General features: G+C 55.9%; 24 protein-coding genes. 17 read left to right on the forward strand and 7 right to left on the reverse strand.

What is annotated here, in order from left to right:
• Nucleotides 1–233 precede the first annotated feature (233 nt).
• The 4 genes from DBR18_RS26445 to phnE are packed head-to-tail and all read left to right on the forward strand — an operon-like array spanning nt 234 to nt 3,476.
• Nucleotides 234–1,097, forward strand: coding sequence for a putative selenate ABC transporter substrate-binding protein (locus tag DBR18_RS26445; RefSeq protein ID WP_108592525.1), 864 nt, complete (start codon nt 234–236; stop codon nt 1,095–1,097).
• Nucleotides 1,094–1,891, forward strand: coding sequence for a phosphonate ABC transporter ATP-binding protein (locus tag DBR18_RS26450; RefSeq protein ID WP_108592526.1), 798 nt, complete (start codon nt 1,094–1,096; stop codon nt 1,889–1,891). The genes DBR18_RS26445 and DBR18_RS26450 overlap by 4 nt, the downstream gene beginning before the upstream one ends.
• Nucleotides 1,885–2,712: an ABC transporter permease gene (locus tag DBR18_RS26455; RefSeq protein ID WP_108592527.1), complete on the forward strand. Its 828-nt coding sequence runs from the start codon at nt 1,885–1,887 to the stop codon at nt 2,710–2,712. The genes DBR18_RS26450 and DBR18_RS26455 overlap by 7 nt, the downstream gene beginning before the upstream one ends.
• A complete protein-coding gene (gene phnE, locus DBR18_RS26460; protein WP_108592528.1) occupies nt 2,709–3,476 on the forward strand; it encodes a phosphonate ABC transporter, permease protein PhnE in 768 nt (255 codons plus the stop codon). Before DBR18_RS26455 ends, phnE begins: the two co-directional genes overlap by 4 nt.
• Before the next feature lie 56 nt (nt 3,477–3,532).
• Here phnE and DBR18_RS26465 read toward each other — a convergent pair whose 3' ends face one another.
• On the reverse strand, nt 3,533–5,737 hold the full coding sequence (locus tag DBR18_RS26465) for an OsmC domain/YcaO domain-containing protein (RefSeq protein WP_108592529.1): 2,205 nt from the start codon (nt 5,735–5,737) through the stop codon (nt 3,533–3,535).
• 204 nt (nt 5,738–5,941) lie between these two features.
• On the opposite strand from DBR18_RS26465, the gene DBR18_RS26470 reads away from it, so the two are divergent.
• The 3 genes from DBR18_RS26470 to DBR18_RS26480 all read left to right on the forward strand — a co-directional run bounded on the left by DBR18_RS26470 (nt 5,942) and on the right by DBR18_RS26480 (nt 7,683).
• On the forward strand, nt 5,942–6,160 hold the full coding sequence (locus DBR18_RS26470) for a PLD nuclease N-terminal domain-containing protein (protein WP_108592530.1): 219 nt from the start codon (nt 5,942–5,944) through the stop codon (nt 6,158–6,160).
• A gap of 106 nt (nt 6,161–6,266) precedes the next feature.
• On the forward strand, nt 6,267–6,731 hold the full coding sequence (locus DBR18_RS26475; RefSeq protein WP_108592531.1) for a TspO/MBR family protein: 465 nt from the start codon (nt 6,267–6,269) through the stop codon (nt 6,729–6,731).
• Between the two features lie 34 nt (nt 6,732–6,765).
• Nucleotides 6,766–7,683 (forward strand): alpha/beta hydrolase fold domain-containing protein, encoded by a 918-nt coding sequence (locus DBR18_RS26480; RefSeq protein ID WP_108592595.1) that lies wholly within the window; start codon nt 6,766–6,768, stop codon nt 7,681–7,683.
• Here DBR18_RS26480 and DBR18_RS26485 read toward each other — a convergent pair.
• Together DBR18_RS26485 and DBR18_RS26490 are read right to left on the reverse strand one after the other, a co-directional pair.
• Entirely contained in the window at nt 7,673–7,981 is a 309-nt protein-coding gene (locus DBR18_RS26485) for a plastocyanin/azurin family copper-binding protein (RefSeq protein ID WP_108592532.1), read from the reverse strand. The two genes, DBR18_RS26480 and DBR18_RS26485, sit on opposite strands and share 11 nt — an antisense overlap.
• Nucleotides 7,982–7,994: 13 nt before the next feature.
• Nucleotides 7,995–8,963, reverse strand: coding sequence for a metallophosphoesterase (locus tag DBR18_RS26490; RefSeq protein WP_108592533.1), 969 nt, complete (start codon nt 8,961–8,963; stop codon nt 7,995–7,997).
• Between the two features lie 152 nt (nt 8,964–9,115).
• Between DBR18_RS26490 and DBR18_RS26495 the strand changes: the two genes are divergently transcribed.
• From DBR18_RS26495 to DBR18_RS26505, 3 genes are all read left to right on the forward strand, one after another.
• Nucleotides 9,116–9,628, forward strand: a complete 513-nt coding sequence (locus DBR18_RS26495) for a sigma-70 family RNA polymerase sigma factor (protein ID WP_108592534.1) — start codon at nt 9,116–9,118, stop codon at nt 9,626–9,628.
• Nucleotides 9,621–10,358: an anti-sigma factor gene (locus DBR18_RS26500; protein ID WP_108592535.1), complete on the forward strand. Its 738-nt coding sequence runs from the start codon at nt 9,621–9,623 to the stop codon at nt 10,356–10,358. The genes DBR18_RS26495 and DBR18_RS26500 overlap by 8 nt, the downstream gene beginning before the upstream one ends.
• Before the next feature lie 127 nt (nt 10,359–10,485).
• The gene (locus tag DBR18_RS26505; protein ID WP_108592536.1) at nt 10,486–10,785 is read left to right on the forward strand and encodes a hypothetical protein; all 300 of its coding nucleotides are present in this window, start codon (nt 10,486–10,488) and stop codon (nt 10,783–10,785) included.
• A gap of 52 nt (nt 10,786–10,837) precedes the next feature.
• Here the strand turns inward: DBR18_RS26505 and DBR18_RS26510 are convergent, their stop codons facing one another.
• Nucleotides 10,838–11,533 (reverse strand): class I SAM-dependent methyltransferase, encoded by a 696-nt coding sequence (locus tag DBR18_RS26510; RefSeq protein WP_108592537.1) that lies wholly within the window; start codon nt 11,531–11,533, stop codon nt 10,838–10,840.
• A 207-nt stretch (nt 11,534–11,740) separates the two neighbouring features.
• On the opposite strand from DBR18_RS26510, the gene DBR18_RS26515 reads away from it, so the two are divergent.
• Complete coding sequence (locus tag DBR18_RS26515; protein WP_108592538.1) at nt 11,741–11,899, forward strand: DUF2986 domain-containing protein; 159 nt, start codon at nt 11,741–11,743, stop codon at nt 11,897–11,899.
• Between the two features lie 66 nt (nt 11,900–11,965).
• On the opposite strand, the gene DBR18_RS26520 is transcribed toward DBR18_RS26515, so the two are convergent.
• Entirely contained in the window at nt 11,966–12,334 is a 369-nt protein-coding gene (locus DBR18_RS26520) for a hypothetical protein (RefSeq protein ID WP_108592539.1), read from the reverse strand.
• A gap of 230 nt (nt 12,335–12,564) precedes the next feature.
• Here DBR18_RS26520 and DBR18_RS28200 point away from each other — a divergent pair, with 230 nt between their 5' ends.
• From DBR18_RS28200 to DBR18_RS26530, 3 genes are all read left to right on the forward strand, one after another.
• Nucleotides 12,565–12,948, forward strand: coding sequence for a hypothetical protein (locus DBR18_RS28200; protein ID WP_146188803.1), 384 nt, complete (start codon nt 12,565–12,567; stop codon nt 12,946–12,948).
• Between the two features lie 343 nt (nt 12,949–13,291).
• A complete protein-coding gene (locus tag DBR18_RS26525) occupies nt 13,292–14,140 on the forward strand; it encodes a DUF2726 domain-containing protein (protein WP_108592540.1) in 849 nt (282 codons plus the stop codon).
• A gap of 204 nt (nt 14,141–14,344) precedes the next feature.
• Entirely contained in the window at nt 14,345–15,667 is a 1,323-nt protein-coding gene (locus tag DBR18_RS26530) for a DUF6602 domain-containing protein (RefSeq protein ID WP_108592541.1), read from the forward strand.
• Nucleotides 15,668–15,764: 97 nt separating this feature from the next.
• Here DBR18_RS26530 and DBR18_RS26535 read toward each other — a convergent pair whose 3' ends face one another.
• Both DBR18_RS26535 and DBR18_RS26540 read right to left on the reverse strand, forming a co-directional pair.
• On the reverse strand, nt 15,765–16,337 hold the full coding sequence (locus DBR18_RS26535) for a hypothetical protein (RefSeq protein WP_108592542.1): 573 nt from the start codon (nt 16,335–16,337) through the stop codon (nt 15,765–15,767).
• Nucleotides 16,338–17,561, reverse strand: coding sequence for a hypothetical protein (locus tag DBR18_RS26540; protein ID WP_108592543.1), 1,224 nt, complete (start codon nt 17,559–17,561; stop codon nt 16,338–16,340).
• Nucleotides 17,562–18,308: 747 nt separating this feature from the next.
• Between DBR18_RS26540 and DBR18_RS26545 the strand changes: the two genes are divergently transcribed.
• The 3 genes from DBR18_RS26545 to DBR18_RS30050 all read left to right on the forward strand — a co-directional run.
• Nucleotides 18,309–19,304, forward strand: coding sequence for an amidohydrolase family protein (locus DBR18_RS26545; protein ID WP_256589000.1), 996 nt, complete (start codon nt 18,309–18,311; stop codon nt 19,302–19,304).
• Between the two features lie 41 nt (nt 19,305–19,345).
• Entirely contained in the window at nt 19,346–20,575 is a 1,230-nt protein-coding gene (locus DBR18_RS26550; protein ID WP_108592544.1) for an MFS transporter, read from the forward strand.
• Between the two features lie 98 nt (nt 20,576–20,673).
• Nucleotides 20,674–21,417, forward strand: a 744-nt coding sequence (locus DBR18_RS30050) for a FadR/GntR family transcriptional regulator (RefSeq protein WP_256589001.1), incomplete at its 3' end; no start/stop codon positions are given.

The raw sequence follows: 21,417 nt of genomic DNA on the forward strand, positions 1-21,417 counted from the left end.
GCACAAAGATCGCAGCCTCGTTTCACTCGACAGCTCCTACAGGGTTTATCGGGGTTACAGCGGCAGTGTGGGCTGCAGGAAATGTGGGGCAAAACATCAACAGACACCTGCGCTGGCCTTTCACGGCGCGGCTGCGTATAACCTCGCCGTTTCGTCTAACCTGATTGAGCGCCCGACCGCGACACCTCGCGCTGCGGCGCTTAGAATGCGACGCTCATGAAACGGAGAATTCCATGCTCAAACGAACCCTGGCACTGACGGCTGGTCTGGCCCTGTCTTTTTCCTCGCTGGTGGCGCACGCCGCCGATGTACTGCGGGTCAGCGCGATTCCCGATGAAGCTCCGACCGAATTGCTGCGCAAGTTCGAACCGCTGGGTGCTTATCTGGAGCAGCAACTGGGCATGAAGGTGCAGTTCGTTCCCGTGGCCGATTATCCGGCGGTGGTTGAAGCGCTGGCTACCGACCGTCTCGACATGGCCTGGCTGGGCGGTTTCACCTTTGTTCAGGCACGCCTGAAGACCGACGCCACCACCCCGGTGATCCCGTTGGTGCAGCGCGAACAGGATGCGCAGTTCACCAGCAAGTTCATCAGCGCCGACCCGAACGTGAAGAGCCTGGCCGACCTCAAGGGCAAGACCTTTGCCTTCGGCTCCGTGTCGTCGACCTCCGGCAGCCTGATGCCGCGTTACTTCATGCTCAAGAACGACAACATCAAACCTGAGGCCTATTTCAGCCGCGTCGCTTACTCCGGCGCGCATGACGCCACCGTCGCCTGGGTTCAGGCCGGCAAGGTCGATGCCGGCGTGCTGAACGCCAGCGTCTGGCAGAAACTGGTGGACGCCGGCAAGGTCGATACCAGCAAGGTGCATGTGTTCGCCACCACCCCGGCCTACTTCGATTACAACTGGACCGTGCGCGGCACCCTCGACCCCGCACTCGCGGCGAAGATCAAGAGAGCCTTCCTCGACCTTGATCCAGCCAACCCCGAGCAAAAGAAGATCCTGGATCTTCAGGCCGCCAGCCGTTTCATCGACACCAAGCCTGAGAACTACAAGGGCATCGAGGAAGCTGCTCGCGCCGCCGATCTGTTGAAATGACCCTGAGCCTCACACAAGGCTGCCTGCACCACGCCAATGGAGTCGACGCGCTACGCGGCATCGACCTGCAGATTGGCGCAGGTGAACAGGTGGCGATCATCGGGCCGTCCGGGGCCGGCAAGTCCAGCCTGTTGAACCTGCTGGCCACGGCTTTACGTCCCAGCAGCGGCGACATCGAGGTCCTGGGTGAACGTCCCTGGCACCTTTCCACCCGTCAACGACAACGCCTGCGTGCGCGCATCGGTCTGGTGCATCAAGCGCCGCCGCTGCCACCACGCCAGCGTGTGGTGACGGCGGTGCTGGCCGGCAAGCTCGGGCAGTGGAGCCTGGGCAAGAGTCTGTTGAATCTGCTGCATCCTTTGGACATTCCCGGTGCCCGTGCGGCACTCGCGCGCCTGGATCTGGGTGACAAGCTGTTTGCTCACTGCCAGCAATTGTCCGGCGGGCAACTGCAACGTGTGGGGATTGCCCGGGTGCTGTATCAAGCGCCGGAAATTCTGCTGGCGGACGAACCCGTTTCCGCAATGGATCCGGTTTTGGCCGGGCACACCCTGTCGATCCTTTCGCAGCATGCCCGGGCGCATAACGTCACGCTGGTGGCGAGCCTGCACGCGGTGGAACTGGCCCTGGCGCATTTCCCGCGAATCATCGGTTTGCGCGACGGGCAGATCCTGTTTGACAGCCCGGCCGGACAGGTCAGCCGCGACATGCTGGATGCGCTGTACGCCAACGAGCAATTGCAAAGCCCGACGACGCCAAGTGCGCCACTGATTGTGCAGATTCCGCGATGCTGAGGGCCGATTCGCGCGATCCGGCCGCCGCCCCGCGACTGCTGCTGACCCTGCTGGCGATTGCCCTGCTGTGGCCGGGTATCCAGCTCAGCGAACTGGATCTGGGGGTGCTGCTGCACACCGACAGCCAGACCGAAATGGGCCGCTTCATCTCCGGATTCTGGCCACCGGCGCATGACCCTGACTTTCTTCAACTGCTGCTCAAAGCCACCCTGCAAACCCTGGCCATCGCTACCGCCGGCATGGCCCTGGCATTGCTGCTGGCAGTGCCGGCCAGCCTGTTTGCCAGTCGAGCGCTGTCGTTGTCGGCAGCCTCACGCGGTGGCGTCCCGGGCCGGGTCGGCCGCTTGCTGCGCTGGCCAGTGCGCGGGCTGCTGATCTTCTTGCGCAGCGTGCCGGAAATCGTCTGGGCGCTGCTATTCGTTCGCGCTGTCGGCCTCGGCCCGGCGGCGGGTGTGCTGGCAATCGCCATCACCTACAGCGGCATGCTGGGCAAGGTTTACGCGGAGATTTTCGAGTCCACCGACCAGCGCCCGGCGCATGCCTTGATGCAGGCTGGCAGCGGACGGCTGGCAGGGTTCGCCTACGGGACTCTGCCCAACGTCGCGGCGGAACTGCTGTCGTACACGGTGTATCGCTGGGAGTGCGCGATTCGTGCGTCGGTGGTGATGGGGTTTGTCGGTGCCGGGGGCCTGGGGCAGCAGATCGACCTGTCGCTGCGCATGTTCGCCAGTGGTGAAGTGGCGAGCATGCTGTTGACGTTCCTTATTCTGGTGCTCGGCGCCGATCAACTCAGCCGTCTGCTGCGCTGGAGGCTGACATGAACCGTTTGATCAATCTGTTGCTGATCGTCGGCATTGGCGTGGCGGTGATCGCTTCGTTCGGTTACCTGGGACTCGACCTCGGCGAACTGGGCAGCGCCACCAGTCTCAAGCAGATGGGCGCCTACGCGCAGCGCTTTCTCAGCCCGGACCTGAGCGCCACGCACCTGCAGGCGATCCTCAAGGGCTCGCTGGAAACCCTCGCCATGTCGGCCCTCGGCACCCTGCTCGCGGCAGTCTTCGGCATTCTTCTGGCACTGCCGGCGGCCGGGCGTTTCGGCTGGCCGTTACAAAGCGCGGCACGTCTGCTGCTCAACGGATTGCGGGCGATTCCCGAACTGGTCTGGGCGGCATTGATGGTGCTGGCCGCCGGGCTCGGCCCCAACGCAGGCACGCTGGCCCTGGCACTGCACACCACCGGCGTGCTCGGTCGCCTGTTCGCCGAAGCGCTGGAGAACACGCCACCGCAACCCGCCGAAGCGCTGCGCTTGCAGGGTGGTAATCCGGTGGTCGCTTTCTGCTACGGCACCCTGCCCAATCTGGCCCCGCAACTGCTCGCCTATTGCCTGTACCGCTGGGAGAACAATATCCGCATGGCCAGCGTGCTCGGGTTTGTCGGTGCCGGCGGTCTGGGCCAGATGCTCTACGTGAGCCTGAGCCTGTTTCAGGAAGCGCAGGCCAGCACCGTGATTCTGGCGATGCTGGTGCTGGTGTTCGCGGTCGACAGCCTCAGTGCCTGGAGCCGGCAGCGCTGGGTAAGAGCCTGATTGTGCATCGGGTAGCGAGGGGATGACCGCCCCGCTACACGATCACGCAGAACCTTTCAGCGCTGCAAGCCTGCCGCATTCGCCCGCGCCGCGTGGAGCTTCTTGTAACTGTCGATCAGGCGCAGGTGGCGATCCAGCCCTTCAAGCTTCATGCTGGTCGGCGTCAAGCCATAAAAACGCACGCTGCCATTGACTGAACCAATCGCCGCATCCATCCGCTCGTTGCCGAACATGCGCCGGAAATTGGCCTCGTAATCGGCCAGTTCCAGATCTTCGTCCAACTCCATTTCCAGGCACACGTTCACCGCTTGATAGAACAAGCCGCGCTCGACGGTATTGTCGTTGTATTGCAGAAACGCCTCGACCAGGTCTTTGGCCTGCTCATATTTCTGCAGGGCGAGGTAGATCAGCAGGCGCAGTTCCAGAATGGTCAGCTTGCCCCACGGCGTGTTGTCGTCGAACTCGATGCCGATCAGCGTGGTGATGTCGGTGTAATCATCCAGCTCGCTGTTTTCCAGACCCTTGGCCAGGTTGCGCAGGCCGACCTTGCTCAGGCTGTGCAGATTGAGGATGTCGGCGCGAAATTGCAGAGCCTTGTTGGTGTTGTCCCAGATCAGGTCGTCGACCGGATAGATTTCCGAGTAGTCCGGCACCAGAATCCGGCAGGCGTTGGCACCGAGGTCGTCGTAGACCGCCATGTAAGCCTCTTTGCCCATGTCTTCGAGGATGCCGAACAGGATGGCTGCTTCTTCGGCGTTGGAATTTTCGCCCTGGGCCGAGAAATCCCACTCGACGAATTCGAAGTCGGCTTTGGCGCTGAAGAAACGCCACGACACCACACCGCTGGAATCGATGAAATGCTCGACGAAGTTGTTCGGCTCGGTCACTGCCTGCCCCGAAAAGGTCGGCTGCGGCAAGTCGTTCAAACCTTCGAAACTGCGGCCCTGCAACAGCTCGGTCAGGCTGCGCTCCAGCGCCACTTCCATGCTCGGGTGCGCGCCGAACGAGGCGAACACTCCGCCGGTGCGCGGGTTCATCAGGGTCACGCACATCACCGGGAACTCACCGCCCAGCGACGCATCCTTGACCAGCACCGGGAAGCCCTGCTCTTCCAGGCCCTTGATCCCGGCCAGAATGCTCGGGTATTTCTCCAGCACGTGCTGCGGCACGTCCGGCAAGGCCATCTCGCCCTCGAGAATTTCGCGTTTGACCGCGCGTTCGAAGATTTCCGACAGGCACTGCACCTGCGCTTCGGCCAGGGTATTGCCGGCGCTCATGCCGTTGCTCAGGTAGAGGTTTTCGATCAGGTTGGACGGGAAGTACACCACCTCACCGTCGGACTGACGCACAAAAGGCAGCGAGCAAATGCCGCGTTTGGTATTGCCCGAGTTGGTGTCGTACAGATGCGAGCCCTTGAGCTCACCGTCGCGGTTGAAGATGTCCAGGCAGTATTCATCGAGGATTTCTGCCGGCAATTCGTCGTTCGGGCCGGGCTGGAACCAGCGCTCATTGGGGTAATGCACGAATTCGGCGGCGGCGATGTCCTCGCCCCAGAACTGGTCGTTGTAGAAGAAGTTGCAGTTCAGACGCTCGATGAACTCGCCCAGTGCCGAGGCCAGCGCACCCTCTTTGGTCGCGCCCTTGCCGTTGGTGAAGCACATCGGCGAATGCGCGTCGCGAATGTGCAGCGACCAGACGTTGGGCACGATGTTGCGCCACGAGGCGATTTCGATCTTCATGCCCAGCCCGGCGAGAATGCCCGACATGTTGGCGATGGTCTGCTCCAATGGCAGATCCTTGCCGGCAATGCAGGTGCCGGCGTCAGACGTCGAATGCGGCATCAACAAGGCTTGCGCATCGGCGTCAAGGTTCTCGACTTCCTCGATGACGAACTCGGGGCCGGTCTGCACGACCTTCTTCACCGTGCAGCGATCGATCGAACGCAGGATGCCCAGACGATCCTTCTCGCTGATGTCTGCCGGCAATTCGACCTGGATCTTGAAGATCTGGTTGTAGCGGTTTTCCGGGTCGACAATGTTGTTCTGCGACAAGCGAATGTTGTCGGTCGGGATATTGCGGGTTTCGCAGTACAGCTTCACGAAGTAAGCCGCGCATAAGGCCGACGACGCCAGGAAGTAGTCGAACGGCCCCGGTGCCGAACCATCGCCCTTGTAGCGGATAGGCTGATCGGCGATCACCGTGAAGTCGTCGAACTTGGCTTCAAGTCGAAGGTTGTCGAGAAAATTGACCTTGATTTCCATGCGGGATTACCAGAATACGGCTAAACGAATGGCGGCCATTATCCGGCTTTTGCGCGGGAAGTCTCGTGCTTTCGGGCTCGCGGCGCGACCACACCACGCAATCGCGTTGATTTTTGCGGGACATGTTGCCGGCCTGCCCCGGAAAATTAAATGAACCGGACGTGCGCCACGCCACCTAACGCAAAGACCAACAGGAGGTAGCCAATGCAAATCGAAACCGTGTGGATCGTACTGGCGGCAGTTCTTTTGCTGATCGAATTGTGGGCCATCAATCGGGTGCGCAAAAGCGAGGGGAAATCGAGTAACAAGGGTGTGTGGATTGTCCTGATCGTTTTTGTGCCGTTGTTCGGGTTGATCGCGTGGGCGCTGGCGGGACCCAAGCATGTCGACCACCGTTCCCACCCTGGCGCGGGGGTGAAATAAACATTCAGGGCAATCTGTATGCGCCTGCAAGTGTCCGGTCTACTGTCAGCCGGACATTTCCCCGACCTCCAATACTCTGCTCACCGGCTTCGGCCAAGGACAGATGATGACCCTTGTGATTTTCCTGATCGCCTGCGGTGCTGCCGCCACCACCGGGATGATATTCAAGCCCGGCGAATGGTACGCGCAGCTCGATAAACCCTCATTCACCCCGCCCAACTGGGCGTTCCCGGTCGCGTGGACGATCATCTACCTGCTGCTGGCCTGGGCCGGGTATCGCCTGACGCTGCTGCCCGGCAGTCAGGACGTCCTCGCGTTGTGGGCCGCGCAGATTGCACTCAATACCCTGTGGACGCCGGTGTTCTTCGGCGCGCGGCGCGTTTTTGCCGCGATGTTGATCCTGGCGCTGCTGCTGCTGGTGGTTGCAGTCATGGTGGTGGCGACATTGCGCCTGGATCTCGTGACCGGTCTGATCCTGCTGCCCTACTTGCTCTGGCTGGCAATCGCCTGTGCGCTGAACTTTTCGATCCTGCGCAACAACCGCGACACGAGGAACGCCATTGACCAATGACACGCTTGAGTTCAGCCAGCGTGATGTAGCGCAGATGCAGCGCTTCAACCGCAAACTCGCCTGGCTGCCGCGATTCCGGATTCGCAACCGGTTGACGCCGCGCTTGATTCAAACGCTGCTGCGCGCCAGTCAGTTCGCAACGGCGGACAAAGCGCTCAAACAGGGCCTGCTGGTTGAACATACGCGGGTGAGTTCGCACGGCGCTTGCGTCCCCGTACGGATCATCAGACCGCCAGGAAAACCCGCCGGCGTGGTGCTCGATTACCACGGCGGCGGCTGGGTGATCGGCAATGCGCGAATGAACGACGACCTCAACATTGCCATGGTCAAGGCGTGCAACGTGGTGGTGGTCTCGGTGGATTATCGATTGGCGATCAATACCCCGGTCGAAGGGCTGCTGAAGGACTGCCTGTGCGCCGCGCGCTGGCTGCTCAGTGACGAGCGCGCAGAGTTCGCCGGGCTGCCGGTGATCGTCGTCGGCGAATCGGCCGGCGCGCACCTGGCCGCAGCCACGTTACTGGCGCTCAAACCGGTGCCCCGGATGTTGCAACGGATCTGCGGCGTGCTGTTGTATTACGGCGTTTATGATCTGACAGGAACCCCGAGCGTGCAGGCAGCCACGCAGGATACCCTGGTGCTCGACGGCCCGAGCATGGTCGCAGCATTACGACTGCTGACGCCGGGCCTGAACGATGAACAACGCCGGCAGCCGCCGCTGTCCCCGTTGTACGGCGACTTCAGCGGTTTGCCACCGGCGTTGATGTTCACGGGTGAACTCGATCCGCTGCGGGACGACACCCTCGAACTGGCCGAACGCTGGCAGCAGTGTGCACCGGTCGAAATGCACCTGCTGCCCGCCTCCGCCCACGGCTTTATCCATTTTCCAACCAGCATGGCCCAACGGGTCCTGGCTTACAGTCGAGGGTGGATCAGCCGGCAACTTACTGCGTGACCACAATCCTGCCGATCATCTGCGGATGCAGCGCGCAGAAGTACTCGAACTCGCCCGGCGTGTTGAACACCCAGGAAAAGCTGTCATTGGTGTCCAGCGCCGCGGAGCGAAAAACCTTGTGGGTCTCGGCCACCGTGTGCGGAATCTGATCGTCATTGACCCACGTCACCTTGGTGCCGACGCCCACGGTCAGGTCCTTGGGGCCGAACATGAACTCCTTGATGTCGATCTTCACTTCCTGCGCCCACACCGGCATCGACAGCAGCAGGCATACCAGCGCCAACACTCGCGTTTTCATCACGTTGCCCTCCCTAAATCAGTGTCGAATCGATCAGCGCCAGCGGATGCTCGCTTTGAGTCGCCCGCACCTCGGTGATCCCCAGATAATTGCGCAACTGGTCAGCCGCCACGGTCATCGGCCCCGGCGACGGCGCTGCGCCGGGTGCCGGCTGCGGATAGGCCGTACCACGGGCGGTGTGGAAGGTAATGTTGCCTTCGACCTTCTGGATCACCTGATGGATATGCCCGTTGAGCACCGTTACCGAACCGTACTTGCGCAGCATCGCGATCGCCTGATCGCCGTCTTCAGTGCCCCAGCCCCACGGTTGATAAATCGTCCATAGCGGGATGTGCGTGAACACAACGATGGGTGTGCTACTGCTGACCGCGCGCAGATCGTCGGCCAGCCAGGCCAGTTGATCGGCGCCGAGCGTGGCTTCGTGCCCGGCCTGGAAGTTGAAGACATTGATCAGCGCGATGAAATGCACGCCGTGGTCATCGAAGCTGTACCAGCCATTGCCTTTGGTGCCCTTGCCGTAGCGCTCCAGGTAAAGCTTGCCGCCGCCTTCGTCGAGGGTGTCGTGCTCGCCGGGCACGTAATGCACGGTGGACGGCAGGCCTTTGAGCAATTGTGCGGCGGTGTCGAACTCCTCGGCCTTGGACAGGTGGGTGATGTCGCCGGTATGCAGGATCAGCGACGGCCGTTTGGGCAGCGCAATGACTTTGTCGATCGCCACCTGCAAGGTTTTCACCGGCTCCGGGTTCGCTTCTTTGTTAAACCCGATGTGCGAATCGCTGATCTGCACGAAATGGAAAGTGCTTGCCAGTGCCTTGGGGTCTGCGACGTTCCCTGTCGCGTCCAGCGCGAACGCTTTGGGAATCCCGCCGCTCAAGGCCCAGACCACCCCGGCCCCCGCCCATGCCGAGCATTTGAGCAGCGTTCGCCGATCGGGGTCGAGCAAGCCGTCGGTGCGCAGTGGATGTTTTGTTTGAATGTCCATCGGTAGGTCCTCGCAGGCGGGCTACAGTGAGTTGACTGACACGAGGTAAACCTTGTGCGACGAGGGATTATTCCGCGCCGAACATTAAATTCTTTTCAGGGAATAAATGACCACGTTGCGCGGTTATAGGGGGGTACGGTGCGGAACCGACCATGAAACGATTCGAGGAACTGATTGCGCCCCATCTGGACGCGGCGTACAACCTCGCGCGCTGGCTCACTGGCAACGACAGCGCCGCGCGCGATGTCGTGCAGGAAAGCGCCTTGCGCGCCTTCCGGTTCTTGCAGCGCTTCGCCGATGGCAACGCCCGGGCGTGGTTCCTGACCATCGTGCGCAACGAAAGCTACACCTGGCTCAAGGCATCGGCCGGTCGGCATTGGGTGCCGATCGTCGATGACATTGCCGATGACGAAAGCGCATTGAGCCACAGCCAGACCCCGGAACTGCTGGCAATCCACACCGAAAACGCGGCATTGCTCCAGCAGGCGCTGGCCGCCCTGCCCCCGACGTTTCGCGAGGTGATTGTGCTCAAGGAACTCGAAGACCTGTCCTACAAGGACATCGCGCTGGTGGTCGATATTCCCATCGGCACCGTGATGTCCAGACTGGCGCGGGCGCGTGCCATGCTCAAGCTCGAACTACTGAAGTTGCACAATCATGAATGAACTCGACTGCTCGGCGTGCCAGACACAACTGCACGGTTATCTGGATCAGGAACTGGATTCGGCAGCGGCTGCGCGGGTTTCTGCACACCTGACCGAGTGCGCCGCCTGCGCACGGCTGCACGCCGAAATGGAACAGCTCAAGGTCAGCGTAAAACGCCATGCGCCTTACTACGCGGCACCGGCATCCCTGGCGGCCACTGTGCTTGCCGGCGACAAGCGCAGTTTTTTCCAGCGCTGGCGCAACCTGTTCGCCCCGGCTTTTTCCGCCGCCGCACTGGCGCTGGCGCTCGTGCTTTTCGTCGCCACACCGGGCAGCGAACAACCGTTGCTGGACGAAGCCGTTTCCAGCCATGTGCGCTCGTTGATGAGTGAGCACCTGAACGACGTGGTGTCCTCGGACCGCCACACCGTCAAACCGTGGTTCAGCGGCAAACTGGACTTCTCGCCGCCGGTTTTCGATTACGCGGCGCAGGGCTTTCCGCTGCTCGGCGGACGGCTGGACTACCTGCAACACCAGACCACCGCCGCCCTGAGCTACGGGCATGCCAAGCACATCATCAATGTGTTCATCCTTCCAACACCGGATGACGACAAACCGCCGCAGAGCCAGACGATTCGCGGCTTCAACGTGGTGTCCTGGCAAGCTGGACACATGCGCTTCGTGCTGGTGTCGGATGTCGAGAAAGGTGAGCTGGAGGCGCTTGGGCGATTGCTCAGGGAAGGTGTGTAAAAAGCCGAAAATAGTCGGGAAAAGCAGGTTTGTACTTTTCGGAGTAAATCGCGATGACAGGGAACTCGCTGCGGCATGAAAACAATCACACCGGCATCCGGCTCATGAACAAGATGGGGGTTCTTCCATGATCCCGGGCTATCGCGTGCGCATCTACTGCCTGATCGGCGCCCTGTTATGCCTGCTCGTCGCGTGGGCATCTGCCGAGCAACTCTACACCGCGCTGACGAACGGGCAACTCGATGCCTTGACCGGCTGGCGCCCGCACAAGACCCGCGAACACCTCGCGCTCGACGAGCAGCCATTTCGCTTCACGTTCTATTTTTTGCAGATGGCCGCGTCTTTCGTCGCCTTCACTGGCGCGGGGCTCGCTCTGTCGTGGGGCGTCATTCGTGGGCGCAAGGCGTTCAGACGCTGGTACACGTAAGCTTGCGTCAACCGCCAAGCGCCTGCGTCAGCCATTTCTGAAGAACGTGGGTTCAAGCCAAGAGCTGGGTGATCCATTCAACTTGCTGCGCCGTTTCCCGAACTTTCTGCGCCGGTACGACTTGCCGGGCGTGGGTGAAGCTCTGCAGAGTCTTTTGCTTTCGCAGCAGCAACCGCTGCCATTTGCCGACGAACGCCGGGCTGCGGGCCTGCAACAGCAGCGGGCCGAAATACAATTCTTCCGGCGTATAAATCACTGGACTGGCCGGTTCAGCGACGATGATTTCGTAATAGAAGCGGTTTTCCCGCAGCACTTCCTCGAAAAGGATGCGGTAGCCATTGTCCATCAACCATTGGCGCAGCGGCTGCTCGCCGCCATTGGGTTGCAGGATCAACCGTTCCTTGCCGTTGAGATGCGCCTTGCCGCTGTCGAGGATGTCGCGGATGGTTTCGCCACCCATACCGCACATGCTGATCGCGTTGATCCCGTCCCCAGGCTCGATCGCAGCCAGACCATCGGCCAGGCGCACGGTGATCTTTTGCTCGAACGCGTTCTCGCGCACGGTACGCCGGGCGGCATGGAATGGCGTCAACGCCACTTCGCCAGCCACCGCAGACTCCACGACCCCACGGCGCATCAGCGCCACCGGCAGATAGCCGTGATCCGAACCGATATCAGCCAGACGCGCACCCACCGGCACCTGCGCCGCCACCCGCTCCAGACGCATGGACAATGTGTGTTCGTTCAACTGCCGCCTCTCTTCATCCGCCAATGTCCGCCAGCACTGGCCGGATCGGGCCGCGACTCTAGCGGGCAATGCGCGGTATTTCAAATGCTCGCACCCGGGCGCGACGACAACACCATTGCCTCGACCCGATCCATACGTCAGGATTCGCCCACTTTGATTGAAAGGCACACGCCTTCACTCGAAATCTTTCACCCCGAGCAGAAAAACATGAACCGTCAGAAGAAATTGCAGCAGTTGTTCAAGGAAAAAGCCAAAAAGGCCAGCGCCAAACTGGCGCCGAAGAAGCCGAAGTACATCAGCAAGGCCGAGCGGGCGAAACTTGAGGCTGAAGAGGCTTTGCAGGTGGGTGAGAGTGCTGAGGTTTGAGGGTTTGGTTGGAGGTTTGAGTGCGTGCAGGGGAATGTCTTTGTTTCATCCACTGCCGTAAGCCTCTCAGGTCTGATCTATCTCAAGCGCCAGCACCCAACGGTTGAACGGAGCTGAGACGGCCAAACCCAGCACGTCAAAAAAAACCCATCTGCGGGTTCTTACCGAAAAAGCCTTAACGGATTGCCCGGGGGTAATACTCAGTGCATTGCTGGTCAATATGACCGCTCCGGAAGCGCTGCCAATGTAAGGCGAATTTCCAGGATCAAGCATGCCGACCTGCAAAGTCCCGTAGATGTCCGGAAGAGCCAAAGATAATTTTTCTCCCGTCTCCAGACGACCCACGACCGCTCCATCAAACAGGATTGCCAGCGGGATAGCCTGGCCATAGGCGCTATCAAACAATCCTTTCTTCCGTTGAATCGTGATGTCCATTTACTGTCCTTGAGGTGCGCACCACACAGCGCCCAGGTGCATTTTACGACCACCGAACAGTCGCAGATGTGGAGTCTGGAACGCACTGATTCAGTGGGCAGGTGGAGTGATCGCGTCTGGCAATCTCAGCCCCAACAACAGGCAGAAATCGGACAAAAGCAGAAATCAACCAAGCACTACTGACGCCAGAAATCGTGTTTGTATTGTTGCTTACACCGTGTAAAAAGCGAGTGACCGGCAGCGATGTCTTGCAAATACAGCGACCTGAAGCCGAATTGCTGAATCTCGTCGGGGAACGGGGCGCGCTTGCATGGAGGCGATACTGTTCACGGATAGCTCAGACTTGGAATGGTCGCGAATTTATAGATGTTCCTGGCGACCTGCCCTGGGTGGCCTTTCGTTTCGTACAGGAAGACGATGCCACGCTCAAACGTCTGGAGGCAGCTGTTTCAAGTTATGAAGGCCCTGAACGTTGGTTGCTGATTGCCCATGTCAGAGACTCTCTCGCGGGTGCCAACTGGATGGTTTGCCATGAGCAGTCCGGCCTGCTCAATCGTCAAGCAGCGGACGCGAACCTTCCTGTCTGGCAGTACCTGGAACGCAAGGATCCTTGAAGATTTCTGTGGGCTGGCAGCACATGTAAAGGCGTGTCTGGAACTTCAAAAAGGCTGATTAGAGTAAACGTTTACAGGTAGTGACGCATTCTGGCCGAAATCTGCCTCTCACGACGGGCAGCTTTCGGCCAGTAGCGGACGTTCCTGAGCGGCTGCTCACGGCCAAAATCAGACGTCCGTGAGCGGCAGCTTCCGTCCAGAAGTGGGTGCCTAAACGGTTGAGTTCATTGCTGAACCCATTCGTCACGCACGCGATTTACCACACCAACTCTATGGAACATTTGTCACCGTCCCATTGCGGCTTTATCTTAGGCGCACGATTAAGATGGTCTGGAGTACTGACATGGACGATAGAGAACAACTGTACAAATTGCTGGCCCAAAAAGACTGGGAAGCAATAGGTAAAATCATCTACAAGAACAAAAAGGCGAGGACACAAGACCCTTTTTTATCCCAAGTAACTACGTTCTTTGAGGCTGAGTTTTTCACCTTCGCTGATCCTTTACCACCTGCTGCTCGCGCAAAACAATTTGAGTTCACTAATTTAATTATTGAACTAGGTCAGCACGGCTTCAGCCAGTCATTTGTGGATCGGTTTGTCGATGAGCGTTTGAAGCTAATGCAGGAAACTAAGCACTCTGCGCTACTCAGCTACGCTCAGACGCATCAACAGCGTCCTTTAGCCAAGCAGATCATTCAGTCTTTTCTACAGACAAAACCAGAAACGGTCGCCGCCAGCCTGCGTGAGAATCTGACGATTCACTCAACAGAAGTGGTGGTCGGCATAGCCAAAACTATCCGCCTATTTAAGTCCAAGCAGGAAGAAAACTTCTACGAGGCAGTGCGTCGTGTTTTTCCTACCTACCACCCATATCCTAATGTTGCATTAAGCTGTGTATTGGACTACCAGGCCATAAAAGGTCAACTGTCCGAAAAGGCTAGGGCATACTTTTTCCAAGCTATTATCGATAGCGTGGTGTTTGATGTGGGAAGTGGATATGAACCAAAATACTTCATTGAGCTTGATAGTAGCTTCCATGATGGGGCTCACGCACAGGCCAATGACCAACTTAAAGACTCCATCTTCCGCGCAGCAAACACTAAGCTCATTCGTATCCGGCCCCTGAATGCGAAGGCATCCTCAGTGGAGGAATTTGAAAAGCTAGTGCGAGAAGTTATGCGCTCGCTATAAAAATAAAATGCTATCCCTTGCAGATAGACTGCGAGAGCAGGGAGAGCTGCATTACCAAGCGGGGTAGATCTTATCTTCGATAACCTATGAAACTGTTTACTCTTGGTCATAACGATTTTGTATGATTTACGAGTCAAATCTGTGAATAGCAATGATGAAACTGTTTCACCGCCTACAGAGTAATCGATTACCAATGGAGGTTATATGATCCGCAAAGCATCGGAGCTTCTTAAAGAGTTCATTGAGGTCGAGAAAAGAAAGCTCGATGGGTTTAACATGCCACACATGCCGACACTCGGCACTGCCTATGAAGAGATAACGAAGCAAGGTATATATCAAGACTTTGCCATTCCCAAACACTTAGATTTGCGTGTTGTTTCAGGTTTTATCTCAATTGGAGGTGAAATGTTAGCTGAGCAAATCGATTGCATGTTAGTTCATGGCGAGGGGGAAAGATATGGGCTTACGCAGCAACACAAATATGACATAAATAGTGTGCTTTGTATATTTGAAGTCAAGAAGAATCTGCGAAAGGCCGATTACATTGACGCTATGCAGCACTTGGCTAAAATCAGACGAAAATTTGCTGACAATTTCGAAGATCGCTTGATTAACGAAGGCTACAAGCCAGATATCACCAATGCGCGTCGACGTTTCTCGCAACTGACTGGAAAGGTTGGGCCAGAGGAATATCTCGATATACACCACTTATCGAAAACCGATGGCATATTGTTTTATGCACTTGTCCAAGAGTCATTGTCGCCCATCTCGATAATACATGGTTACGAAGGCTATAAAACCGAGAAAGGTCTTAGAACTGCATTCTCCGAAATTCTTGAAGATGCTTGTAATAATGGAGATGGCTGGGGGGTACCAAGCATTCCCACGCTGGTTACATCGAACAATTTTTGTCTAGTGAAAGGTGGCGGAAATCCTTTTTTAGTTATAAAAAATAAAAATGAATGGGTCTCGGTATTTTCAACTAGACACAACTCAGCAAAATTGATCTTAGAATTGATCTGGTCAAAAATTGGGGAGTACTTTAATGCCAGAATGCCTTGGGATGACGGACTGCATATGGATAGTGTCCAGCCTCTATTAATTGCAGAGGCGAAAGAAGTTGGAGATGCAGCAGGTTGGGTTTATAGGACAGAAGAATTTAAGGAGAAGCATATGATGCGAGACGATGATAACTTTTGGTCGCCTTCTAAGATAGGCAAGGCTGAAATGTCTGCAATAAACATAATGGCGATGCAAGGAGGGTATCTTTACTTGGATGCGGGCATGAGTGAATATCTAAACCGAAATCATGGCGTGACCATTGAACAGGTGGCTGAGGCTTTAATAATTACTCGGCAGTTTATGCGCGATGATGGATACATCCGGCCAATACATCCACAAACGTACGTAATCACCAATGACGATGAGACAGGATTTGTCGGATCGGACATTGAGCGTTTTGATTTGTGGTGCGCAGAAAACAAAATTGAGCCTCACTATATGTCTATTAATTTTATTGATGAATAGGCGATTGCCTGCGTCTGGTCGGAAGAATCACGAATGGCGTCATCCGACCAAAAGCGGACGTTTGAGAGCGGTGCCCAACATCTGGCTGAAGCCCCCATTACCCACCACTGACCACTTTTATAATCTTATCTTTGCCAAATGCAACAGAGTTCCCTGTCTTAGGATCGTAAAACCAAAGCAAGTCAGCACTTCGTCCAACTGCACACAAACCGGAACTAGTCCCACTTTCAAGTTTCACACTAGTCAACGTACACTGTGTTTTTAGGTGAGTAGCAAGCTTTGCACCCATATTGCGCCCCCGACCGAATGAGTCGACAGTGACGTCATAAATCAACCACAACACCATAAAATACCCAACAACCGCCAAGCATTTAATCAGTGCAGCGCCATTTGTAACGACCCTACGACGAACCCATTTAAAAAGGCATGCCAATGCGGCTAAAGCGAACACCCCAGAGATGTACGGAATCAGAAATCTAAAATCTTTCGCCAATTCTGAAAATACCAGCAAGCCGCCATCATAGAGAGCTTTCTGAAAATCAATAGAAACCAACTCAGGTTCAACACCAAGCTCCCTGTACAATTCTTTACTCTGAAAAACTCCGGCCGCATAAGCCGCCGCGGTCAGCATAAATGTCGCGCTTATGGTTTCCAGTAGCTTATTTACCATCTATCGCTCCTGAAAAACCCTGATTGCCGGAATTCCAAATTCAAAATTTTCGAGAGAACGGGTATCAACCGCAGGTAAATTCAATGCCAAGGAATTTTTGATTTTCTTTGAATGGCGGCGTTCGCTCGCCTCATCTAGCTTGTTCGCATTATATTCAACGGAACGTACCGCTTTTTTCTGTTTTGCCTCTTTTTTCCTTGGGGAACGAAAAATATCGCTGACCATTTCATCTGGCGATACAGTCTCAGTCTTGGGTGTTGAGTCCGGTGCCTGAACACTAAAATCATCTGCTTTAGCGTATCCCGCCATGATTAGTGTAAGCGCTACGCAAAGTATTGCACCTTGAGCTTTGTCACCGAATCCCTCAAGCGGTATGCGATTCCACAAATCACCTGGAGACATGAATTCAGCTTTTGTAGTAGCTGAAAAATCTCCTAATCCGATTTCAAAATTTAGTAGACGTACAATTGATTTAAGATCGATAGTTCCGGTTTCATCAATCTCTCGTGCAAAAAGCTGCATCAGAGAAATATTTTGCAGCAATCCACCGATGAATAAGTTATTAACCGCTCCAGCACTTGCAATCTTGTTAGAAATGTATAGATAGTTTTCATCAACAAAGAATGGATAAACCAAGTGATAAAACTTATCCCAATGTTTTTGAAGATCGATAATTGTTTGTTGACCCTGAAGGGTCTTCTTGATCGCACCGGGTAAGTTGAAGCGAGAAATTTTTGGCCCCCAGACAACGTCGCGTCGGAGCCGATGATTCATCTTAGGAGGCGTGTATTCAGGCTCGGCATTTTCAGGGATTTCAATCACAACAGGTTCTGAACTAAAATAGGCTGGCCCGTTGCATATCCCAATCACCAAAGCATCACCATCAGTAGAGACAATAATATCCCCTACTTTGATCCTCTCGTTAAAACTGGTGATTTGACGCAGTTTTCGAGTGCCTTTTCCATTCAGCTTTCGAGCTGATCGCTTAGTACCTTCGACAGTGGTCGTGTACTCTGGTTTTCGAAGTAACATCGAGTGGATATCATTAAAGCTTGGAATTGCAGAATCTACAGCACTCCGATGATCGTACGTATCATCAAGATGCGCGATAGCAGCAACTCCCCCCTGCCTGAAATGCTCTAGAAACTTGCCGCCTGTAGCCCTAACCAACCAGATGTTAGTCTTGCTGTTTCGATATGCCAGCTTCAGCCGATCTAATTCCATATAACCCCCTACCCTTGATCGTCTGACCATAGCTCAGGATGCTTTGTAATAGCAATGCGCATGCAAAAGGCATATTCCACAAATGGAATTGACAACACCTGGCTGATTGTTTACCGAAACGGCGATGCCGTGCTTTAGCCCGGATAAAAAATAGGGGGTTTGAGAGTTGCTGCTTTAGGGAAGCGTGACTGGTTCGAAGTGATATCACAGAAGACGTAAAAGCTAATAACACTTTGACTGCACTGATTTTTTTCCGTCGTTACTGTCCGCTTTTGGCCGGTAGCGGTCGCGTACGAACGTCCGCTTCTGGCCGTTAGCTGCCATACATGCCGTGATTACTGGCGCCCTCTCCTTCGAATTCTTTCCCGAGCCTAGAACGGGCATGGAAGTTACGGGGGCTGCCCCCCCCCCATCAATACCCCCACACACGCTGAAGGCATAAACCACGCCGGACGGCAAAACCGCTTTTTGTGACTGCCCCACATCAGTCCACAGGCCACCACCTCGTCTCAAGCAACCGTCAACGCCGCAGCCCGAAACAAGAATCCTGACCTGACCCGCCCATGGCGATATACAGGCATCCGATGCAATGGCTACCCAAATCGATGTGGGCCTACCGCAGTCAGTCTTTAAACCACACACAAACGAGGCCTGACAGATCACGGTCCAGCAATTGGAAGTGTCCAGCCCCCCGCTACCTGTCGTCGTCCCTTTGACCCTGCCAAGGAAAGTCAACGCCTCTATCCGTTGACAACTGAATGCCAAAAACTCAGTATCGCCTCACTTGTTGGACAACCAACAACCAACAACCAACAAGACGACTCGGAAGAAGCTGTTGAGGGGCTGAAATTCATGTCTCACCTGAAATCACCCAGTGATTCACCACCGTCCTGTGCGCCCCCTAAAGCAAATGTGGGTGCGCCGAGCTTTGCATTGCCGCCTGGAGCCTGCGACACGCATGCGCATGTGATCTCGGATGAGTTCGGGCGTTATCCGCTTGTATCCGACCGCAGCTATACCCCACCGCCAGCACCAGAGGCGCAGTACTTGAAGATGTTGCGGGCTATGGGGATGCAGCGTGGCGTGCTGGTGCAACCGAGCATTTACGGCACTGATAACAGGTACATGCTCGATGTATTGCAAAGGCATCAAGATCAGCTGCGAGGGGTCGCGGTAATAAATCAACACATCGGCGATGAAGAACTGGCGCACATGCATGCCTTGGGCGTGCGCGGAGTTCGCATTAACGTGCTGTTTCGCGGTGGGGTTGATCTGGACTTGATGGAGCAACTTGCCAATCGGATTGCCGATCTCGGCTGGCATCTGCAGTTTTTGATTGATATTCGACTTCTGAGCGACCTTGAGGATCGGATGGCCAGGCTGCCCTGCCCCATTGTGATAGATCACTTGGGACACTTCCCGGCGCATCTGGGAGTAAAAGAACCAGGGTTTGAGTTACTCCTGAAAAATGTCGCGGAGCGCGGCTGGTGGGTCAAGTTATCGGGCGCCTATCGCCTGAGTAGCCAGCATCCAGACTACGCCGATACAGACGCGCTAGCCCATGCGTTGCTGCGCACCGCACCGGAACGAATGGTGTGGGGCAGCGATTGGCCTCACGTAGCACTCGAAAGTACCCCCGACACCGGTTTGTTACTGGATCGCCTGCGCTTCTGGGCACCCAGTGAAAGCCAACGCCAGAAAATTTTGGTGGATAACCCAGCCACACTTTACGACTTCAAATAAACAACAACAAAGCAACGCACGGTGCTGCCCGGAGAATAATAATGAGTTGGTTTAGCGAACTTCACACAGTTGAAAAACGTACGTTCTATTCCGCGTTTGGAGGTTGGGCGCTGGATGCTTTGGATTTCATGGTATTCACCTTTGTCATCGCCTCGCTAATGACACTTTGGCAAATTGACAAAGGATCCGTTGGGCTACTGAGTACGGTGACTTTGCTGTTTTCGTCACTTGGCGGCTGGGGAGCCGGCATTCTGGCTGATCGGTACGGTCGCGTAAGACTGTTGCAGATAAGCATCCTATGGTTCTCGATCTGCACCGTACTGATCGGGTTCGCGCAGAATTTTGAGCAGTTGTTTGTTTTGAGAGCGCTGCAGGGGCTCGGTTTCGGAGGCGAATGGGCGGTGGGGTCAGTGCTCATCGGTGAAATGGTACGAGCTGAACATCGCGGTAAAGCTGTCGGTATCGTCCAGAGTGGATGGGCTATTGGATGGGGCGCAGCCGCCCTGCTTTACACATTGTCTTTCAGTTTCCTGCCTGAAGATCTCGCCTGGCGATCCCTGTTCTGGATTGGCGTCATTCCCGCACTGCTGGTTCTCTATATTCGCAAATATGTGCCAGAACCGGAGGTGTTTCTGGAGGCCAAAAAGCACCAGAACGAAACAGGCAATTCAATACCTTTCTGGCACATTTTCAGCCCCTCTCTGCTGCGCACGACTCTGTTGTCCGCCTTGCTCTGCATGGGTGTACAGGGGGGCTACTACGCAATCACGACCTGGTTGCCGGCTTACCTGAAATTAGAGAAGGGACTGTCAGTCTTCGGCACCGGCACTTATCTGATGGTCGTCATCATCGGCTCATTCTTTGGCTATGTCTGCGGCGCATTCCTGTCTGACCGCCTGGGCCGTCGCCCCAACTTCATCATCTTCGCCGTTCTGTCAGCCATCAGCGTGGTCTGTTACATGCAACTTGACCTGACCAATACCCAGATGCTGATTCTCGGCTTTCCTTTAGGTTTCGCAGCCTCGGGTATCTACAGCGGCATGGGGGCGTTTTTGACTGAGCTGTTCCCTTCAGCGGTGAGAGCCAACGGCCAGGCATTTTCCTACAACTTTGGGCGAGCGGTAGGTGCCCTGTTTCCGGGACTCGTAGGTTTTATAAGCGCTAAATATAGCCTGGGCACTGCCATAGCGATTTTTGCGGGAGGTGCTTATTGCCTGGTCGTGGCCGTGACCTTGTTCCTGCCGGAAACCAAAGGCAAGCAATTACACTGACTGAGCCATCATTTGTTAGAGTAACGCCCACGCATCGCTCGATGCATGGGCGTTTGACGTTTCAAGCTTTTGGAACTGACAGTTGATGACTGAGTAAAATGACTATAAAAGCAATTGGCCGCCGTGATCACTTCTCGGTTGAGATTTTTCGTCACCTGGAAAACGAGATACGTGAAGGCCGGCTTCGCCCGGGTGATCGCATCCCGACGGAAAGCCGGTTAGCCGAAGCTTTTGCCGTCAGCCGAAATGTCGTGCGCGAGGCTGTTGCCCGACTCAATTCGGCCGGCCTTGTGATCAGTCGCCAGGGTCTCGGGGTATTTGTTGCAACCGAAACCAACCAAAGCACTTTCCGAATCACTCAAGAGGAACTGACAGACAGCAGCAAGCTGCGTCAGTTGTATGAGTTACGCCTGGACCTGGAAGTGGCCGCTGCGGCCATGGCGGCAAGACGGCGATCACTCAGTCAGCTCAACAAGATTGCAACCGCTCTGGATACTCTTCGCGACGGCATACAAAACCGCCAGGACATGGTCGAACACAGCCTCCAGTTTAAGCGCGCTATTGCTGATGCCACGGGTAATGAATACTTCAGGAACTTCATCATCTTTCTCTGCAGCCATGTTTATGAGGCGGCCTCGCTTGAGAATCGCCTCGTTCGCTCGAGCAATTTGGGTAAAACGTTACTAGCTGAACATCAGGCGATCTTTGAGGCGATCAAACTCGGAGACCCTGACCTCGCCCGACGAGTCACCTGGCAGCAAATCATCAACTCCGCTGAACGAAACGGATTGCGAGGTTTGCAGGGGTGGGAGATTACCCGGATGAGTTCGCTGGGTGAGACC

It is taken from the genome of Pseudomonas sp. HMWF021 (assembly GCF_003061005.1).
GTDB lineage: Bacteria > Pseudomonadota > Gammaproteobacteria > Pseudomonadales > Pseudomonadaceae > Aquipseudomonas.

What these genes read in the sequence shown, in the direction of transcription:
- DBR18_RS26515 (WP_108592538.1), top strand. Translation starts at nt 11,741, where the DNA reads ATGAACCGTCAGAAGAAATTGCAGCAGTTGTTCAAGGAAAAAGCCAAA.
- DBR18_RS26520 (WP_108592539.1), bottom strand. Translation starts at nt 12,334, where the DNA reads ATGGACATCACGATTCAACGGAAGAAAGGATTGTTTGATAGCGCCTAT.
- phnE (WP_108592528.1), top strand. Translation starts at nt 2,709, where the DNA reads ATGAACCGTTTGATCAATCTGTTGCTGATCGTCGGCATTGGCGTGGCG.
- DBR18_RS26540 (WP_108592543.1), bottom strand. Translation starts at nt 17,561, where the DNA reads ATGGAATTAGATCGGCTGAAGCTGGCATATCGAAACAGCAAGACTAAC.
- DBR18_RS26475 (WP_108592531.1), top strand. Translation starts at nt 6,267, where the DNA reads ATGACCCTTGTGATTTTCCTGATCGCCTGCGGTGCTGCCGCCACCACC.
- DBR18_RS26530 (WP_108592541.1), top strand. Translation starts at nt 14,345, where the DNA reads ATGATCCGCAAAGCATCGGAGCTTCTTAAAGAGTTCATTGAGGTCGAG.
- DBR18_RS26445 (WP_108592525.1), top strand. Translation starts at nt 234, where the DNA reads ATGCTCAAACGAACCCTGGCACTGACGGCTGGTCTGGCCCTGTCTTTT.
- DBR18_RS26455 (WP_108592527.1), top strand. Translation starts at nt 1,885, where the DNA reads ATGCTGAGGGCCGATTCGCGCGATCCGGCCGCCGCCCCGCGACTGCTG.
- DBR18_RS26465 (WP_108592529.1), bottom strand. Translation starts at nt 5,737, where the DNA reads ATGGAAATCAAGGTCAATTTTCTCGACAACCTTCGACTTGAAGCCAAG.
- DBR18_RS26525 (WP_108592540.1), top strand. Translation starts at nt 13,292, where the DNA reads ATGGACGATAGAGAACAACTGTACAAATTGCTGGCCCAAAAAGACTGG.
- DBR18_RS26450 (WP_108592526.1), top strand. Translation starts at nt 1,094, where the DNA reads ATGACCCTGAGCCTCACACAAGGCTGCCTGCACCACGCCAATGGAGTC.
- DBR18_RS26500 (WP_108592535.1), top strand. Translation starts at nt 9,621, where the DNA reads ATGAATGAACTCGACTGCTCGGCGTGCCAGACACAACTGCACGGTTAT.
- DBR18_RS26490 (WP_108592533.1), bottom strand. Translation starts at nt 8,963, where the DNA reads ATGGACATTCAAACAAAACATCCACTGCGCACCGACGGCTTGCTCGAC.
- DBR18_RS26495 (WP_108592534.1), top strand. Translation starts at nt 9,116, where the DNA reads ATGAAACGATTCGAGGAACTGATTGCGCCCCATCTGGACGCGGCGTAC.
- DBR18_RS26550 (WP_108592544.1), top strand. Translation starts at nt 19,346, where the DNA reads ATGAGTTGGTTTAGCGAACTTCACACAGTTGAAAAACGTACGTTCTAT.
- DBR18_RS26485 (WP_108592532.1), bottom strand. Translation starts at nt 7,981, where the DNA reads ATGAAAACGCGAGTGTTGGCGCTGGTATGCCTGCTGCTGTCGATGCCG.
- DBR18_RS26535 (WP_108592542.1), bottom strand. Translation starts at nt 16,337, where the DNA reads ATGGTAAATAAGCTACTGGAAACCATAAGCGCGACATTTATGCTGACC.
- DBR18_RS26480 (WP_108592595.1), top strand. Translation starts at nt 6,766, where the DNA reads ATGCAGCGCTTCAACCGCAAACTCGCCTGGCTGCCGCGATTCCGGATT.
- DBR18_RS26470 (WP_108592530.1), top strand. Translation starts at nt 5,942, where the DNA reads ATGCAAATCGAAACCGTGTGGATCGTACTGGCGGCAGTTCTTTTGCTG.
- DBR18_RS26505 (WP_108592536.1), top strand. Translation starts at nt 10,486, where the DNA reads ATGATCCCGGGCTATCGCGTGCGCATCTACTGCCTGATCGGCGCCCTG.